General features: G+C 65.9%; 15 protein-coding genes. 10 read left to right on the top strand and 5 right to left on the bottom strand.

Annotation, left to right across the window (positions count from 1 at the left end):
* The first annotated feature begins 90 nt into the window (after nt 1-90).
* From trxB to ACK28C_RS10845, 5 genes are all read left to right on the top strand, one after another.
* Nucleotides 91-1,290 (top strand): thioredoxin-disulfide reductase, encoded by a 1,200-nt coding sequence (gene trxB / locus ACK28C_RS10825; protein WP_015556614.1) that lies wholly within the window; start codon nt 91-93, stop codon nt 1,288-1,290.
* Nucleotides 1,291-1,454: 164 nt separating this feature from the next.
* The gene (gene fliS, locus ACK28C_RS10830; RefSeq protein ID WP_015556613.1) at nt 1,455-2,006 is read left to right on the top strand and encodes a flagellar export chaperone FliS; all 552 of its coding nucleotides are present in this window, start codon (nt 1,455-1,457) and stop codon (nt 2,004-2,006) included.
* Nucleotides 1,996-2,457, top strand: a complete 462-nt coding sequence (gene flgN / locus ACK28C_RS10835) for a flagellar export chaperone FlgN (RefSeq protein WP_208873227.1) — start codon at nt 1,996-1,998, stop codon at nt 2,455-2,457. The genes fliS and flgN overlap by 11 nt, the downstream gene beginning before the upstream one ends.
* Nucleotides 2,454-3,605, top strand: a complete 1,152-nt coding sequence (locus tag ACK28C_RS10840; protein WP_208873226.1) for a M48 family metalloprotease — start codon at nt 2,454-2,456, stop codon at nt 3,603-3,605. Before flgN ends, ACK28C_RS10840 begins: the two co-directional genes overlap by 4 nt.
* Nucleotides 3,606-3,787: 182 nt before the next feature.
* Nucleotides 3,788-4,075: a YerC/YecD family TrpR-related protein gene (locus ACK28C_RS10845; RefSeq protein ID WP_015556612.1), complete on the top strand. Its 288-nt coding sequence runs from the start codon at nt 3,788-3,790 to the stop codon at nt 4,073-4,075.
* Between the two features lie 66 nt (nt 4,076-4,141).
* Here ACK28C_RS10845 and ACK28C_RS10850 read toward each other — a convergent pair whose 3' ends face one another.
* Genes ACK28C_RS10850 through ACK28C_RS10860 form a run of 3 tightly spaced genes read right to left on the bottom strand, consistent with a single transcriptional unit; the run spans nt 4,142 to nt 6,523 of the window.
* Nucleotides 4,142-4,744 (bottom strand): ATP-binding cassette domain-containing protein, encoded by a 603-nt coding sequence (locus ACK28C_RS10850; protein WP_015556611.1) that lies wholly within the window; start codon nt 4,742-4,744, stop codon nt 4,142-4,144.
* Complete coding sequence (locus ACK28C_RS10855) at nt 4,741-5,499, bottom strand: ABC transporter permease (RefSeq protein ID WP_409152167.1); 759 nt, start codon at nt 5,497-5,499, stop codon at nt 4,741-4,743. The genes ACK28C_RS10850 and ACK28C_RS10855 overlap by 4 nt, the downstream gene beginning before the upstream one ends.
* Nucleotides 5,489-6,523, bottom strand: a complete 1,035-nt coding sequence (locus ACK28C_RS10860) for an ABC transporter substrate-binding protein (protein ID WP_015556610.1) — start codon at nt 6,521-6,523, stop codon at nt 5,489-5,491. Before ACK28C_RS10860 ends, ACK28C_RS10855 begins: the two co-directional genes overlap by 11 nt.
* A 307-nt stretch (nt 6,524-6,830) precedes the next feature.
* Here ACK28C_RS10860 and ACK28C_RS10865 point away from each other — a divergent pair, with 307 nt between their 5' ends.
* Nucleotides 6,831-8,672: an NAD(P)-binding protein gene (locus ACK28C_RS10865; protein ID WP_409152168.1), complete on the top strand. Its 1,842-nt coding sequence runs from the start codon at nt 6,831-6,833 to the stop codon at nt 8,670-8,672.
* Nucleotides 8,666-10,390, top strand: a complete 1,725-nt coding sequence (locus ACK28C_RS10870) for a [FeFe] hydrogenase, group A (protein ID WP_409152169.1) — start codon at nt 8,666-8,668, stop codon at nt 10,388-10,390. Before ACK28C_RS10865 ends, ACK28C_RS10870 begins: the two co-directional genes overlap by 7 nt.
* Before the next feature lie 147 nt (nt 10,391-10,537).
* Here the strand turns inward: ACK28C_RS10870 and ACK28C_RS10875 are convergent, their stop codons facing one another.
* Together ACK28C_RS10875 and ACK28C_RS10880 are read right to left on the bottom strand one after the other, a co-directional pair.
* Entirely contained in the window at nt 10,538-11,524 is a 987-nt protein-coding gene (locus tag ACK28C_RS10875) for a hypothetical protein (RefSeq protein WP_409152170.1), read from the bottom strand.
* Between the two features lie 83 nt (nt 11,525-11,607).
* On the bottom strand, nt 11,608-11,901 hold the full coding sequence (locus ACK28C_RS10880) for a hypothetical protein (RefSeq protein ID WP_015556609.1): 294 nt from the start codon (nt 11,899-11,901) through the stop codon (nt 11,608-11,610).
* Between the two features lie 241 nt (nt 11,902-12,142).
* On the opposite strand from ACK28C_RS10880, the gene ACK28C_RS10885 reads away from it, so the two are divergent.
* The 3 genes from ACK28C_RS10885 to ACK28C_RS10895 are packed head-to-tail and all read left to right on the top strand — an operon-like array spanning nt 12,143 to nt 14,928.
* Nucleotides 12,143-13,525, top strand: a complete 1,383-nt coding sequence (locus ACK28C_RS10885; protein ID WP_409152171.1) for a hypothetical protein — start codon at nt 12,143-12,145, stop codon at nt 13,523-13,525.
* A gap of 1 nt (nt 13,526) precedes the next feature.
* Nucleotides 13,527-14,357 carry an AAA family ATPase gene (locus ACK28C_RS10890; protein ID WP_015556607.1) on the top strand — a complete coding sequence of 277 codons (831 nt, stop codon included), beginning with the start codon at nt 13,527-13,529 and terminating at the stop codon, nt 14,355-14,357.
* 16 nt (nt 14,358-14,373) lie between these two features.
* On the top strand, nt 14,374-14,928 hold the full coding sequence (locus ACK28C_RS10895) for an ATP-dependent Clp protease proteolytic subunit (protein WP_015556606.1): 555 nt from the start codon (nt 14,374-14,376) through the stop codon (nt 14,926-14,928).
* Nucleotides 14,929-14,998 lie beyond the last annotated feature (70 nt).

The following is a 14,998-nucleotide window of genomic DNA, read 5'->3' on the forward strand; positions in this document are numbered from 1 at the left end:
GGCGCGCGTCGGAGGACCTGCAAGGGCTGCCCCGCCCGGCGGCCAGGCTGAGGCAAATCAATCATTAACCTTTAAGGAGTCGATGAAGTTATGGAAAAGCGTGAGCTCGTTATCATTGGCGCAGGCCCTGCGGGCATGTCCGCGGCCATCTATGGACGTCGCGCCGGGCTGGACGTCCTCCTTCTGGAGAGGGGCAGGACGGGCGGGCAGATCAACATCACCGACGAGATCGAGAACTACCCCGGAGTGCCGCACGCCACGGGACCCGAGGTCGGCGAGATGCTGCACCAGCACGCGCTGAAGTTCAACACGGATATCCGCACGGTGGACGACTCCAAGGTCGAGCTCCGCGGCGACAAGAAGATCGTCGTCACCAAGAAGGGCGACGAGACGAACGAGATCGAGGCCGAGGCCATCATCGTGGCGACGGGCGCGCACTTCCGCCGCCTGGGCTGCGAGGGCGAGGCCGAGCACATCGGCCAGGGCGTCAGCTTCTGCGCCGTCTGCGACGGCGCCTTCTTCGAGGACCTCGAGGTCGCGGTCGTGGGCGGCGGCAACACCGCCGTGGAGGAGGGCGCTTACCTCACGAAGTTCGCGTCCAAGGTCTACATCATCCACCGCCGCGACGAGTTCCGCGCCGACCGCGCGGCCATCGCCCAGGCGCTCTCCAACCCCAAGATCGTCCCCGTTTGGAACAGCGTCGTCGAGAAGATCGAGGGCGACGGCATGGTGGAAAACCTGGTCCTGAAGAACGTCAAGACCGGCGAGGTCTCCAACCTGGCCGTCTCCGGCGTCTTCATGTTCGTGGGACAGGCCCCCGATGACGACTGCGTGCGGGGGCTGGTGAAGGCCGAGAAGGGCGGCTGGATCATCACGAACGACCACATGGAGACTTCCGTGGAGGGGATCTTCGCCGCGGGCGACGTCCGCAGCAAGTACCTGCGTCAGGTCATCACCGCCGCCGCCGACGGCTCCGTCGCCGCCATGGCGGCCTCCGCCTACATCAACGAGCAGGTGCACCTGCGCTCCACGCTCCTGGAGCCGGAGCACGTCAAGGCCTTCTTCTACTCCAGCATCGACGAGAAGCAGGCGAAGCTCTCCAACGCCGCAGAGGCCGAGGCCAAGGCCCGCGACGTCAAGATCCCAGTCATCGACGGCTATCGCAACTCCCTCATGGCGGACAAGCTGGAGGTCACCGCCAAGATGCCCGCGGTGGTCGAGCTCAGCAAGGGCAAGGTCGTCAAGGTGACGACGGTCACCTCCGAGGCGGACCTGAAGAACGCCCTGTAGCGCACGCCAAAGTCCTCCGCGGCCTCCTGCAGGGAGGCCGCGGATTTTAATGCGTCCGGCGGAAGACGGCAGGTTGCCCGGTCCATCCCGTGCAGGGGACGGGGGCAAAGAGTAAAAATTCTCTCCCGAACGGCCGACAATAATTACCAGGAGGGATATCGCCTATGGAAAACAGGAACAACGCACATTTTGCCTATCAGGCAACGCAGATATCGACGGCGACGAAGGAACAGCTCCTGCTGATCACCTACGACATCGGCATCAAGGCCTGCCGCATGGCGGAGGCGGCTCTGACGGGCGAGGAGTCCGAAAAGGACCTGAGCGCGGCCAACCGCGAGATCATTCGGGCCCAGGAGGTCATCCGTGAGCTCATGGTGACGCTGAACACGGAGCGGGGCGGCGAGATGGCCCAGGGACTGATGCGCCTCTACGATTACATGTACCAGCTCCTGGTGGACGCCAACGTCAAGAAGGAGCCGGAGAACCTGCGCACCGTGCGCACGATGCTGGAGGAGCTGAAGACCGCCTGGGAGGGCGCGCTGGTCAAGCTGCTGCAGGAGTATCAGGCCGCCCACCCGGAGGATGAGGACCTGAAGAACGCCCTGGCGGAGCTTCAGGGCACGGGGGCGTCGGGCGCGGAGACGCCGGCCCGACCCGGAACCGCCCCCACCACGCTCCCGCCACGAAAGGCGGGTGGGGTCAACCTTGCCGGCTAACCTCGTCCGCGACGCAAAGGGCCTGCTTGCACAGGAGATTCAGCTGTACAGGACCCTGAGGGCGATGGTTTCCCGTGAACAGGAGGCCATCGTCCTCAACGAGGACATGGAGGAACTGCTGCAGATCCTTCAGGAAAAGGACGACGTTATCGCCCGCCTCCAGCTTCTGGCGGACTCCTGGGGCGACCTCCTGGGCTCCGCCGGGATCGACGGGCCGGCCGGCACGGAGGGCTTCTGGGAGCGCTTTCGGGCCCTCTTCCCCGACGACCGCGAGGTGTCCGCGATGCTGGACGAGGCCCGCGACGCGGCGGAGGACCTCATGAAGGCCGGGGACGAGTCCAAGCGCCTGCTGGAGCGGTACTCCGCCGGGCTGCGGGAGCAGCTGACCTCCATGGCGAAGGGGCGCTCAGCGGCGACGAGCTACGAACGGATGGGAGGGGCGTTCCTTTGACGCGCTCAAGGGCCTTGAAGCGCGGCCTCTGCCGCCTCCTCCTGCTCGTCCTCGCCCTGGAAGCCCTCGTGCCCGCTCCGGCCCCCGCCGCCGCGAAGCCCAGGAGCAAAAGCGGCGCTGCGGCCCCACAGACGGTCGCGTCCGGGGACATCTTCGACGACCCCGACCTGGAGAAGGAGCGGGCCATCGGGCGAAGGGCGCTGGAACAGATCGAGCGGCAGTGGCCCCTGGAATCCAACCCCGCCGCCATCGCCCGCCTCACCATGATCCTCAACCGACTGGAACCCCACATGCAGCGCCGCATCCCCTACGAGATCCGCCTGGTGAAGACGGAGGCGCTCAACGCCTTCTGCCTGCCCGGCGGCTTCATCTTCTTCACTTCGGGTCTCCTGGACCTCCTGAAGACGGACTCCGAGATCGCGGCGGTGATGGCCCACGAGATGAGTCACGCGGACCGCAAGCACAGCCTGCGCATGGCGGCTGAGGCCAACAAGGTCTCGATCGCCGCGCTGGCCGTGATGCTCCTGAGCGGCGGGGCCGGGGCGCCCATCCTCCTGGCTCAGGTCGCGCAGCTCGCCATCACGAACGCCTACTCCATAGAGCTGGAGACGGAGGCGGACCGTCTGGGGCTGGAAGCCCTCATCGCCTCGGACTACTACTCCCCCACGGGGATGGTGACCCTGATCGAGAAGTTCATGGACCAGGACCTGCGACAGCCCATCCGTGACTACGGCATCTACATGGACCACCCCACCTCCAGGCGGCGTCTCGAGGCCGTCCTGAAGACGCTTCGTGAGCGCGGGATTCCCGTGCGCCGAAAGTACCCCCTGGGGCTCCTCAGGACCGGCTTCCAGGAGACGAAAGACCGGATCGACCTCACCGTTGACGGCCTGCCCGTGTGGGGCGGCAAAAAGACGCTGGCGGCGCGCGAGGCCCTGACGAAAGCCCGGGAGGCCCTCGACGCCGACCTCCAGCTGGAGCTTGCCCCCTACGACCTCCACCTCGTCGGGGACGCCCTGTACGTCGGGAACCACCTGCTGGCCAGGCCGACGGAGGGGATGGACGGCCTGGACGGCTTCCGCGAGAAACTGCTGGTCGCCCTGAACGCGGCCCGCCGAAAGTCCCCGTCGGCAAAGTATTTTCAGTGAACGTCCTGTCATCGAAAGGAGCGCCCGTTCCGGGGCTCCTTTTTGACGGCCCGCGCTCCGGCACGAAACGGTTCTTCTCGAAGTTTCAATAAATTGATTTGCATTTTCGCCGCCGTTTACGGTATACTTCTCTAAAATGGTCGTGTGCCGTAGCGCATTATCGTGGAAGGAGATGCTGCTGCATGTCGGGTAACTGGAAGGATACGCTTACGGATCAGCTTTGCGATGCGTTTCTGACGCTCAAGACGCAGGAGGAGGTTTACGATTTCCTGGAGGACGTGGCCACGATCAGCGAGCTCAAGGCGCTCTCTCAAAGGCTCGAGGTGGCTCGTCTGCTTAAGGAATCCAAGACCTATCCCCAGATTGCCCAACAGACGGGGGCGAGCACCGCGACGATCAGCCGGGTGAAGAAGTGTCTTGACTACGGCACGGGAGGCTATAACGTCGTCCTGGAGCGGATGCAGAAGTAGCCGCACCGGGGACGGACGACGGAAGGGGGCTTCGCGCAACGCGCGAAGCCCCCTTCCGTCGTCCCCTCACCCCGTCCCTTCGGCTGCGCCGGAGGGCTCCAGCCGGAGGAGGCGTCCCCCAAGCGCCGCTTCCGCGTCCACGCCGTGCACGACGGCGATCAGCGTGCGCCCCGCACGGGCGGCCCGGATAAAGGCGGCCGCGCGGTGGAGGTTCACCCAATCCAGACCGCTGAAGGGCTCGTCCAGCAGCACCAGTTCCCCCGGCGCCATGAGCGCCCGCACCAGGGCCGCGCGCCGCGCCATCCCTCCCGAGAGCTCCCTCGCGGGGACGTCGGCGCTCTCCCTCAGCCCCACCGCATCCAGTGCACGCAGGACGTCCTCCCGCGGAGGCGGACGCCGGCAGCCCAGGGCCACGTTCCGCGCGGCGGACAGGTCCGGCAGCAGGCGGTCCTCCTGAAAGAGGGCCGACCGGGCGTCGGGCAACCCCGATATTTCCCCCGAATCCGGCCGCTCCAGCCCCAGCATCATGCGAAGGAGCGTCGTCTTGCCCACCCCGTTCTCCCCCGCCAGCACGGTGATCTCCCCCGCTCGGAACGTCAGGTTCAGGCGCCTGAACAGCACCCTTCCGCCAAAGGACTTCGAGAGCCCTCTCACCTCCACGTCCCTCATCGGCCGCCCATCCGCAGCAGCCGGTAGAAGAGGGACAGCGCCAGCAGGGACAGCCGCTCCGCGGCCGCCCCCAGTAGCATGACGACGGCGGCCCAGGCGAAGAGCTCGTCCGTCGCCAAAAAGACCTTTGCCCTGTAAAGCGCCTCGCCGATGCTGCCGGGAGGGACGCCGATGACCTCCGCCGCGATGCCGGCCTTCCAGGCCATCCCCGCGGAGAGGCGGAGCGCGCCCTCCAGGTGGGGCCGGGCCGCGGGCAGGAAGAGCCAGCGCCATTGCCTGAGCCCGCTCCAGCGAAAGACCCTGGCCATCTCGATGAGCTTCGCGTCGGCGGCCCGGACGCCCGTCAAAAGCGCCGTGCAGAGGATGGGGAACGCCACGACGACCACGACGGCCAGCGCGATGCCGCCGCTCGAGAACAGGATGAGGAGCAGGATGGCGACGGCCGCGATGGGCACACTCTTCATGAAGGCGAGGAAGGGGGCCACGAGGAACTCGGCCGTCCCGGAGTAGAAGCAGAGCGCCGCGGCGGGCGACGCCGCAAGCAGCGCCAGTAGGAGGCCGCCCAGGACGTGCGCCGCCGAGGAGGCGAGGGCACTCCAAAAGGCCCCGGTGCGCGCGAGGCGCAGGAGGGCGCGCAGCGCGTCCGACGGCGCGGCGACGGCGATCCCCTCCGAGAAGCGGAGGGCCAGCGCGTGCCAGACCGCGAGGAAGAACAGGAGGGAGGCAACCCGGCGGAGGGACCGCCTATCGGGCATAGTAGAAGGTTTCGTCCGGCAGAACGCCGCCCACGGACCTCGGGTCGGCGTCGAACAGCACCTTGAGGTATCCGCTTAGCGCCCTCCGCATCTCCGCTCCCGCAAGAGCCGTGATGCCGCAGCGGGGAATGGCCCGCTCCGCGATCCCCGCGTCCTCCAGGACCTCGTGCTTCACGATGAAGCGCGCGGCCTCCGCCGGGTGCGCGTTGACCCACTCCGCGGACGATCGAGCCTCGCGCAGGAAGGCCGCAACCTCCGCGCCGTGGGAGTCCACGTAGTCCCGCCCCGCCGCGTTGACGGCCATCACCAGCTCGGAGCCCAGGTCAAGCCGCCGCCACTCCTCCGTCAGGTCCAGCGCTTCCCGCAAGCCCTTCACCTTCATCGCAGCGGCCTCGACGAAGGGATGCGGCAGCAGGGCCGCGTCCCCCTTCCCTGCGGCGAGGCCTGCGACGACGGCAGCGTGTTCGCTGAGCCACTCGACCTTGCAGTCCGTCCCCGGCTCCAGGCCGTTCGACCTCAAGAGGAAGTTCAGCACGTACTCCGGGGAGGCCCCCCGGCCCGACGCCAGGATGGTCCTGCCCCTCAGGTCCCCCATGCCGTGGATCGCGTCCCCCTTCTCGACGACGGCCAGCACCCCCAGCGTGCTGGCGGAGAGGACCCGCACGCCGCCCTGCGTCCTGTTCCACAGGATCGCCGCCATGTTGGAGGGCATGGCCACGACGTCCGCAGCCCCCTGAACGAAGCGGGCCATCAGGTCCTCCGGCGAGACGGCGAGCTGAAACTCGTACCGGTTCTCCGTCCGTCCCGCCTCCGCTTCCTCCATGAGCCTGGCGAGCCCCATGCCCGTCGGCCCCTTGAGGCAGAGGACCCGAACAGGCCTCTCCCCTCCCGCCTCCGCCCCGTGCGCGGGCGCCGCGAGGAGCGGGGCAAGCACCGCGGCAGCGACGAACAGACCGGCGAAGGCGCGAGCCCACGCAAAAAATCCCATTGCCACCCTGCGTTTCATCGAAACCTTCCGCTTCATTAAAACTTCCTCCGTTTCTCCTCAGAATTTTTTCCTGCGGTTTTTGCTATAATAATCCTACAGCACCTTTTAAATCATTTTTTAAGGAAACAGGGTTAATCGGTTTTAATCTGCATTTAACCCGCCTCCTGAGCGACCTCCCCGAAGGGCGCGTCGTCCGTGCACCGGGGACGCGTCCCAAGTCGTCGCGTCAACGCCGACTAATCCTGTCCTTCCTTAAAAATCATTATACCGATTCAACAGGAATTTCGCGACGCGCTGAAGGCAGGAATCCGTTCCACAATTCTGCAACGCCAAAGGTAAGGGAGTGATCGTTTTGAGTCGTCTCAGCATCATCACGAGCAACCAGGCTCAGGCGACGGTCGAGTCCCTCTACAAGGACCTCGAACGCCGGATCATCGCGAGCCCGCCGGGGCTCTGTCCGCTGGACCTCGCCAGCAGCTTTCTGAAGCTCTGCGCCGCACAGACCTGCGGCAAGTGCGTCCCCTGCCGGGTGGGGCTGCCGCAGCTCGAGCGCCTCATCGAGGACATCCTGGACGGAAGGGGGACGCTGGACACCATCGGCCTGATCGAGCGCACGGCGGAGGCCATCTACGACTCCGCGGACTGCGCCATCGGGTTCGAAGCCGCCTCCATGGTCCTGAAGGGGGTCCGTGGGTTCCGCGACGACTACGTGGAGCACGTCACCAAGGGGCGATGCACCTTCGGGCTCTCGCAGCCGGTGCCCTGCGTCTCGCTCTGCCCCGCCCACGTGGACGTCCCGGGCTACGTGGCCCTCGTCGCCGCGGAGCGCTACCAGGACGCTGTCCGCCTCATCCGGAAGGACAACCCCTTCCCCACCGTGTGCGCCATGGTCTGCGAGCACCCCTGTGAGCGGCGCTGCCGCCGCAACATGGTGGACGACTCCGTGAACATCCGGGGCCTGAAGCTCTACGCGGTGGAGCACGCGGGGGAGGTCCCCATCGAGAAGAAGGCCCCCGGCACGGGCAAGCGGGTGGCCATCGTGGGCGGCGGCCCCAGCGGCATCACGGCGGCCTACTACCTCGCCCTGATGGGACACGAGCCGGAGATCTTCGAGCAGCGAAAACACCTGGGTGGCATGCTGCGCTACGGCATCCCCGCCTACCGCCTGCCGCGCGAGGCGCTGGACGGCGAGATCGACGCGTTGCTCTCCGCAGGGGTCAAGGTCCACCTGGAGACCCCCATCGGGCCGGACTACCCGCTCGAAAAACTGCGCCGCGAGTTCGACGCCGTCTACATCGCCATCGGCGCCCACATCGACAAGCCCCTCGACATCCCCGGCGAGGACGCGAAGGGCGTCATCTCCGCCGTCTCCATCCTGCGCCGGATCGGCGACGACGACTATCCGGACCTGAAGGGCAGGGACGTGGTGGTCATCGGCGGTGGCAACGTGGCCATGGACTGCGCGCGGTCCGCGCTGCGGCTCGGCGCCAGGAGCGTGGACATGGTCTACCGCCGGCGCAAGGAGGACATGACGGCGCTGGCCGAGGAGGTCGAGGCCACGGAGGTCGAGGGCTGTCAGATCTACGAGTTGGCGACGCCCCTGCGCGTCGAGGTGGACGAGGCCGGACACGCGAAGGCCCTGTGGATTCAGCAGCAGATGATCAGCGCCATCAAGGGCGGCCGCCCCACCCCGCGGCCTGCGAGCACCGAGCCGACGCGCCTGGCCTGCGACCTCCTGATCGTGGCCGTGGGACAGGGCATCGAGTCCAAGGAGTTTGAAAAGGAGGGCGTGGCCGTCCGAAGGGGGAGCATCGCCTCCCTGGACAGCGAGGAGGTGTCCGGGATGCCCGGCATCTTCGCCGGCGGGGACTGCGTCTCCGGGCCGGCCACCGTCATTCGCGCCATCGCCGCGGGCAAGGTCGCTGCGGCCAACATCGACGAGTATCTGGGCTTCCAGCACGTCATTCAGGTTCCGGTGGACGTCCCGACGCCCGCGCCCCACAACAGGACGCCCTGCGGCCGCGTGAACCTGCGGGAGCGTCCCGTCCCGGAGCGCATTCAGGACTTCGAGAAGGTGGAGTGCGGCATGAGCCTCGAGGAGGCCCGGCAGGAGTCCCATCGCTGCCTGCGCTGCGACCACTACGGATTTGGGGTTTTCAAAGGAGGCCGTCAGCTGAAATGGTAAACGTCACGATCAACGACAAGGCGATTCAGGTCCCCGATGGAACGACGATCCTGGAGGCCGCTCAGATGAACCGCATCGCGATCCCGCACCTGTGCTTTTTGAAGGGCCTCAACGAGATCGGAGCCTGCCGCGTCTGCGCCGTGGAGGTCGAGGGACTGGAGAAGCTGGTCCCCGCGTGCAACAACGCGGCCGAGGAGGGCATGGTCATCCGAACGAACACCCCCAAGGTTCGCCAGGCCCGCCGCGTCAACGTGGAGCTCCTGCTCTCCCAGCACAACGCGCGCTGCGCCGAATGCACGCGGTCCGGCAACTGCGCCCTGCAGACCATCGCCAACGACCTGGGCATCCTGACCTCGCCCTACCACGAGGACCAGCCCGACTTCAAGTGGGACACGAGCTTCCCCCTCATCCGCGACGCGCAGAAGTGCATCAAGTGTATGCGCTGCGTTCAGGTGTGCGACAAGATTCAGGACATGCACGTCTGGGACCTCTCCAAGACGGGCTCACGAACCACGGTGGACTGCTCCGGCAACAAGACCATCACCGAGGCCAGCTGCACCATCTGCGGTCAGTGCATCACCCACTGCCCCGTGGGGGCCCTCTACGAGCGCGACGACACGAAGGAGGTCCTGCGCGCTCTGGCGGACCGCGACAAGATCGTCGTCGCCTCCCTGGCGCCCGCCGTCCGCTCCTCCTGGGGCGAGGCGCTGGGCCTCACGCACGAGGAGGCCAGCGCAAACCGCCTGGTCGCGGCACTACGCGCCATCGGCTTCGACTACGTCTTCGACACGGACTTCTCGGCGGACCTCACCATCATGGAGGAGGGCAGCGAGTTCGTCCAAATGCTGAAGGACGCTCCGGCCGAGCGCTTCCCCCTCTTCACCTCCTGCTGTCCGGGGTGGGTGCGCTTCGCCAAGATGGAGTACCCGGACCTGGTCCCGCTGCTCTCCAGCGCCAAGTCCCCCCAGCAGATGTTCGGCGCCATCCTGAAGTCCTGGTACGCGAAGATCCTGAACGTCGAGCCGGGCCGAATCTACAACGTCTCCTTCATGCCGTGCACGGCGAAGAAGTACGAGTGCGGCGTCTCCGTGATGAACGGGTCCGGCGTGCGCGACGTGGACGTCGTCCTGACCGTCCGCGAGCTGGATCGCCTGCTGAGGTCGGAGAGCATCGACCTGAGGTCCCTGGAGGAGGAGGAGTTCGACCTGCCCCTCGGCCTCGGAAGCGGCGCGGGCGTGATCTTCGGGACCACGGGCGGCGTCATGGAGGCCGCCCTGCGCAGCGCCTGCTTCCTCGTCACGGGCAAGAATCCGGACCCGGACGCCTTCCAGGGGGTGCGCAACTACAAGGGGAGCTGGCAGGAAGCCCGGTTCGACATCGCGGGCCGGTCGCTGAACGTCGCCGTGGCCCACGGGCTGAAGAACGTGCGCCAGCTCTGCGAGGCGATCCGAAACCGGGAGGTCCGGTACGACTTCGTCGAGATGATGGCCTGCCCGACGGGGTGTGCCGGCGGCGGCGGCCAGCCCATCCACGACGGGGTCGAGATGGGAGAGGAGCGCGGACGCCTGCTGCTGAACCTGGACCAAAAGGCCCCCATCCGCTTCTCCCACGAGAACCCCTCCATCGTGCAGTGCTACGAGGACTACCTGGGCAAGCCCCTCGGCGAGCGTTCGCACCACCTGCTGCACACCGACCAGGCCCGTTGGGAGCTGTGGTAGCCCGGAGGCTCGACCGACGGAAGGCGGTCGGCGACGGGACCCCGCTGGCCAACCCACACGGCAGCGCACCGCGTCAAAAACGTCAAAAAAGCGGAAGGGCCGCAGCCCTTCCGCTTTTGTCCGTCCTTCGCCCGCGCCTGCCGGCGCTTAGCTCCTCCTCTCGATCCTGTACGTCAGATCGTACCGATACAGGACGCCCCTCTCGTACAGGCTGCCCTTCTCGTGAATCAGAAAGTACGCGGGGGTCTTCGGGTCGATGATCTCCATCGTGCTGCCGTCTTCGAAGGTGATCTTCGTCCCGTACTCGCCCTTCGTCCCCCTGCAGGGCGTATCCGCCTTGTGTCCGGTCTTGAATCCCCTCCTGGAGCCCCTCTCCTCGGACGCCCAATTCAAGGTCTGCATGATCATCACCTGTCCGGCGTACGGGCTGGGCGGTCGGATGTACGTGCAGGTCAACAAGGACGTCGATTTGAGGACCATCTTGTGGATTTCCCCGTTGGCCCCGGTGAAGGTGCCGCGCCCGTCGTAGGGCCTCCAGTTTCCGTTAAGCCTCGCGAGATCGACGGGCCCTCCCGGTGCGGGGGACGGTCCGGGGTTGAGGTCGGGGTTCGGCTCCTGGGGCAGCGCGGAGTTTACGCGCCGGAGCGTGTACCGAAGCTCCCCGACCTTTCCACGATCCAGCGTCGTCCCCGTTTCCACGACCTTGAGGGTCTCGCTGTCCACGACCGTAAAGGTCATGCTTCCGGACGTCTCCCCGGTCTCCTTGAACTTGAGGACAAAGACGTTTGCAGCGCTTTCCCTGGCCTCCGAAAACGCATTCGACGAGTACTCCTTCCCGCTTCCGAAATACTCGACGGACAGGGCGACCTGAGAGCTGGGAAGGACCTTCACGCGAACCACCTCCCCCGCCACGGAGTCCTCGCTCCCCTCCATGAGGAGGGTCCCCGCCGCATCCTCCGCCTTCCACTCCCCCCTGAAGTCCTCGAGGCGGTAGCCCCCCGACCCGGGGTTGGGCGCCGGCGCGGGGTTATCCCCTCCCTTATAGCCGCCTCCCCCGCCGCCGCACCCTCCCAGGGACAGCAGCGCCACGACCAGCAGCGCGATCAGAACGCGGGACCATTCAAAACGACGCATACTCCAACTCCTCCTTTCTGAATTCCAAACGATCTTCCCAGTCTCACAGGCGCAATTTTCGCCTTACGGGCCGGCGGCTGCCGTCAACGCATCCCCATGCGCAGCCCCATCCCAACGAGCAACAGCTGAAACGACGGGGACAGCAGCAGGGAGATGACGCCGATGACGATGCCGATGACGCCGAGAGCCACCTGCTTCTTGAAGGCCGCGATGAGCCCCAGCAGGACTCCAAGGGGCGCGAACACGAGCGCGGCCAGGAAGATGCTGACGATGCTGCACACGATGCTGCAGATGCCAAGGGCGTTGCTCTGTCCCGACGCCACCACCGCCTGTCCCTTCTCCGCTCCATTCGCCTGATTCACTCCGTTCTCCAACATACCAATCTCTCCTTTCGTCTTGCGGAAGCCTCTGTGCCTCCCGCCTGCGTTGTGCCCCTAATTTATCGCGAGGGCGTCCCCGCTGCAAATGCGTTTGATCGCCTCCCCGGTGGAGCCGGGCCGGCGTCCCCTCTCCGGTTCAAACGCATTTTGCCGAACGGTAAGGCGCAGATATAATTCGGGCTGCAACGACAAATGCCCGCCGCACGAGGCTGCGGGGGAAAAAGGAGGGTCTATTGCAATGGAACGCTGTGACGGCAACCTGCTGCTCCTCGGCGACGACGAGGAGAAGGAGAGGACATACGAGAGGCTGATCCGCACCTGGAATGGACGGGAGGGCGCCCTGGTGGTCTTCGACTCCAGGGGGTGGGGCGAGAAGTACGGCGATGGGCATCTCGCGGCATCCGGCGCGGGCAATGTCCCCGATTACCTGCAGCCCGTGCTGCAGCACCCCGAGCTCGGCGCGACCCCCGCCGCAGCCGCCGAGTACCTGGCCCCGATCTGCACGCCAAAATCTTTCAGGCTGAACGTGGGAAACGATGAGTTTTGGGAGAACATGGCGTTCCAGACCAACGCCCAGTACCTGGAGTACCAGGTTGCGCTCCTGAAGCAGGAGGACGACGGACACGCCCTCCGCACGGCGGCGAAGAGGCACAGGCTCCTGCTGGACGGCATGGAGGCGATCGCTCTCAGCAACAAAGATGAAATCGAAGGCCAGATCAAAAAAATCAAGGAGGAGTCGGCCGTCGATCGAGGCCCCGATCCCAGGATATTCCCTGAGGACAACTTCTTCCAGCCCGAATGGAAGCCGGCACCCCGCAGCCGATCGGAGCTCTCCCGCCCGGCCCAGGGGCAAAGCGCTCCGAAGGAGGACCGGCCGGAAATTAAAGCGCTGGAGACCATGGGGCTCTTTCAGTACACCGCTGCTCCCTTCAAGGGGACGCTCATGGGAAAGGGAGGGACACAGAACGGACACCTGGCGCTCTCGGCACTTCGCACGGCTCAGGCGCAGCACTCCTCCCTGGCGGCGCTTTTCAACGCCATGATTCGGGCGGAAAAGCGGGCGAAGCTCCCATCCGGCGCCCCATTCGACGTCAAAAAATTCGTCCGCACCCCAACGAAGCCCCTCTTCGTGCCGGCGCTGCGCAATCCGGAGACGAACGCCGGCCTGGCCCAGGTGGCTCTGGCGGGGCTTTGTGCGGCCGCCGACGCTGAGGAGCGCCGGGTGACGTTCCTCGTGCCGGACCTGGAACGGTGGGGGCTGTGGGGGGGGCTCCTTCACGTCCTGGACGTCTTTCCCGAGAGCGTGCGCTTCATCGTCGGGTACGGCGACCTCTACGCGCTGAGGCAGGCGCTGGGGCAGGCGCGCAGGGATGAAGTCGTCAGCCAGCTCCTGCCTCATGCCGACGCGGTGGCCTGGCACCACACTCAGGACCAGATGCTGAACGACATCTTCAAAGACAGGTTCTCGAACAGGGTTCGTGTCTGCGAGCTGAACATGCTCGAGGGGTACGTCGCGTGGGAGCGGAAGGGAAGGAAACTCGAATTCGTCCCGGAGGATGACTTGTTGGAGCCTGAGCGCCCCGGTCCGACCGGGGACGTTCCGGCGGAAAGGAGCGTTTGAGATGAGTGAGATGAGGTTGAAGGTCCTTCCCCCCAACTGCAGGAAATTCGGAAAGGAGCTGTCCGACCCCGATAACTTCCAGCAGGGCCTGCTGGTCGACGAAAAGCTTTTGGAGAGGCTGACGGGGATCCTGATGCAATCCGACCACAACAACATCGCCCTGGTCGGGGACCCAGGGGTCGGCAAGACGGCCACGGTCCAAGCGCTCGGTCAGTTTCTCGTCCGGACGAACCGGAGTTTCAGGCTCGCGGAGATCGATCTGAACCTGCTTTTTGCCGAATGTCCCACGTATTCGGAGCAGGGTCTGCGCCTGAAGCATCTGTTTCGGGAGGCGGAGGAGCACTCGATCGTCCTGTTCTTCGACGAGGGGCATCGGCTGTGCAACGATCACGGCAGCAACAGCGTCGCCAACATCGTGAAGCCGCTCGTCACGAACCCCAGGCTTCAGCTGATCCTGGCGACGACGTGCGAGGAGTACCAGCGCTACATCGCCACCGACAGGGCGTTTCGCCGCCGGTTCCGGGAGTTGGAGGTGGCCGAGCCCAACCCGCAGGATACGGCCCGCATCCTGGAGAGCGTGGCGAAGGCGCGCTACAGGGACATTGCGTTCGAGGACGGGGTCTTCGCCTTCATCGCGGAGCTCAGCCAATCGATCATGGAGGAGCGCTACAACCCGGACAAGAGCCTGGAGGTCCTGGACGCGGCGAGTGGCCGGCACCGCCTTCTGAACCCGGACGCCGCGCTGAACGTGGACGAGGTGAAAACGACGGTGCGGGAACAGTTTTCCGAAGCGGAGCCCAGGGTGGGATTCCGTGGGCACCATGGACTATAATTGGGGAGGAACGATCATGATCACAGGACGCAAGGGCGAGGGCCGCGACGTCTACAGCTGTCTCTTCGAGGACCGCATCGTCTTCCTTGGAAGCCCCATCGACGACGCGGTCGCGAACGGCATCGTCGCACAACTGTTGCTGCTGGCAAATCGGGACGAGAAGAAGGAGATCAGCCTGTACATCAACAGCCCCGGAGGGAGCGTGTCGGCCGGACTGGCGATCTACGACACGATGCAGTTCGTCCCCTGTCCGGTGGCGACCACCTGCATCGGTCAGGCGGCGAGCATGGGGGCCGTCCTCCTCGCCGCCGGAGCGAAGGGCAGGCGGAGCGCGCTCCCCCACGCAAAGGTCATGCTCCACCAACCCCTCGGCGGGGCGGGGGGCCAGGCCTCGGACGTGGCGCTCTTCGCCCAGGAGCTCATCAAGACGCGCGAGGTCCTGAACGCCCTCATAGCCCATCACACGGCCCAGAAGGTCGAGACCGTCGAGAAGGACACGGACCGGGATTTCTTCATGTCCGCCCAGGAAGCGCAGAGGTACGGGATCATCGACGAGGTCATTCGGAATTGAATCCGCATCGAGAGGCCCCGCGATTCGGGCGTCCTCGCCGCCGGAGGAAAAATCGACTTTTTCAAAACGT

The sequence above is a fragment of the Fretibacterium fastidiosum genome (assembly GCF_964642095.1).
Lineage (GTDB): Bacteria > Synergistota > Synergistia > Synergistales > Aminobacteriaceae > Fretibacterium > Fretibacterium fastidiosum.

Bases quoted from the DNA above. Each gene is read 5' to 3' on its own strand.
- ACK28C_RS10860 (WP_015556610.1), bottom strand. From the start codon at position 6,523: ATGAAGCGGAAGGTTTCGATGAAACGCAGGGTGGCAATGGGATTTTTT.
- ACK28C_RS10875 (WP_409152170.1), bottom strand. From the start codon at position 11,524: ATGCGTCGTTTTGAATGGTCCCGCGTTCTGATCGCGCTGCTGGTCGTG.
- fliS (WP_015556613.1), top strand. From the start codon at position 1,455: ATGGAAAACAGGAACAACGCACATTTTGCCTATCAGGCAACGCAGATA.
- trxB (WP_015556614.1), top strand. From the start codon at position 91: ATGGAAAAGCGTGAGCTCGTTATCATTGGCGCAGGCCCTGCGGGCATG.
- ACK28C_RS10850 (WP_015556611.1), bottom strand. From the start codon at position 4,744: ATGAGGGACGTGGAGGTGAGAGGGCTCTCGAAGTCCTTTGGCGGAAGG.
- ACK28C_RS10870 (WP_409152169.1), top strand. From the start codon at position 8,666: ATGGTAAACGTCACGATCAACGACAAGGCGATTCAGGTCCCCGATGGA.
- ACK28C_RS10895 (WP_015556606.1), top strand. From the start codon at position 14,374: ATGATCACAGGACGCAAGGGCGAGGGCCGCGACGTCTACAGCTGTCTC.
- ACK28C_RS10885 (WP_409152171.1), top strand. From the start codon at position 12,143: ATGGAACGCTGTGACGGCAACCTGCTGCTCCTCGGCGACGACGAGGAG.
- ACK28C_RS10890 (WP_015556607.1), top strand. From the start codon at position 13,527: ATGAGTGAGATGAGGTTGAAGGTCCTTCCCCCCAACTGCAGGAAATTC.
- ACK28C_RS10845 (WP_015556612.1), top strand. From the start codon at position 3,788: ATGTCGGGTAACTGGAAGGATACGCTTACGGATCAGCTTTGCGATGCG.
- ACK28C_RS10880 (WP_015556609.1), bottom strand. From the start codon at position 11,901: ATGTTGGAGAACGGAGTGAATCAGGCGAATGGAGCGGAGAAGGGACAG.
- ACK28C_RS10855 (WP_409152167.1), bottom strand. From the start codon at position 5,499: ATGCCCGATAGGCGGTCCCTCCGCCGGGTTGCCTCCCTCCTGTTCTTC.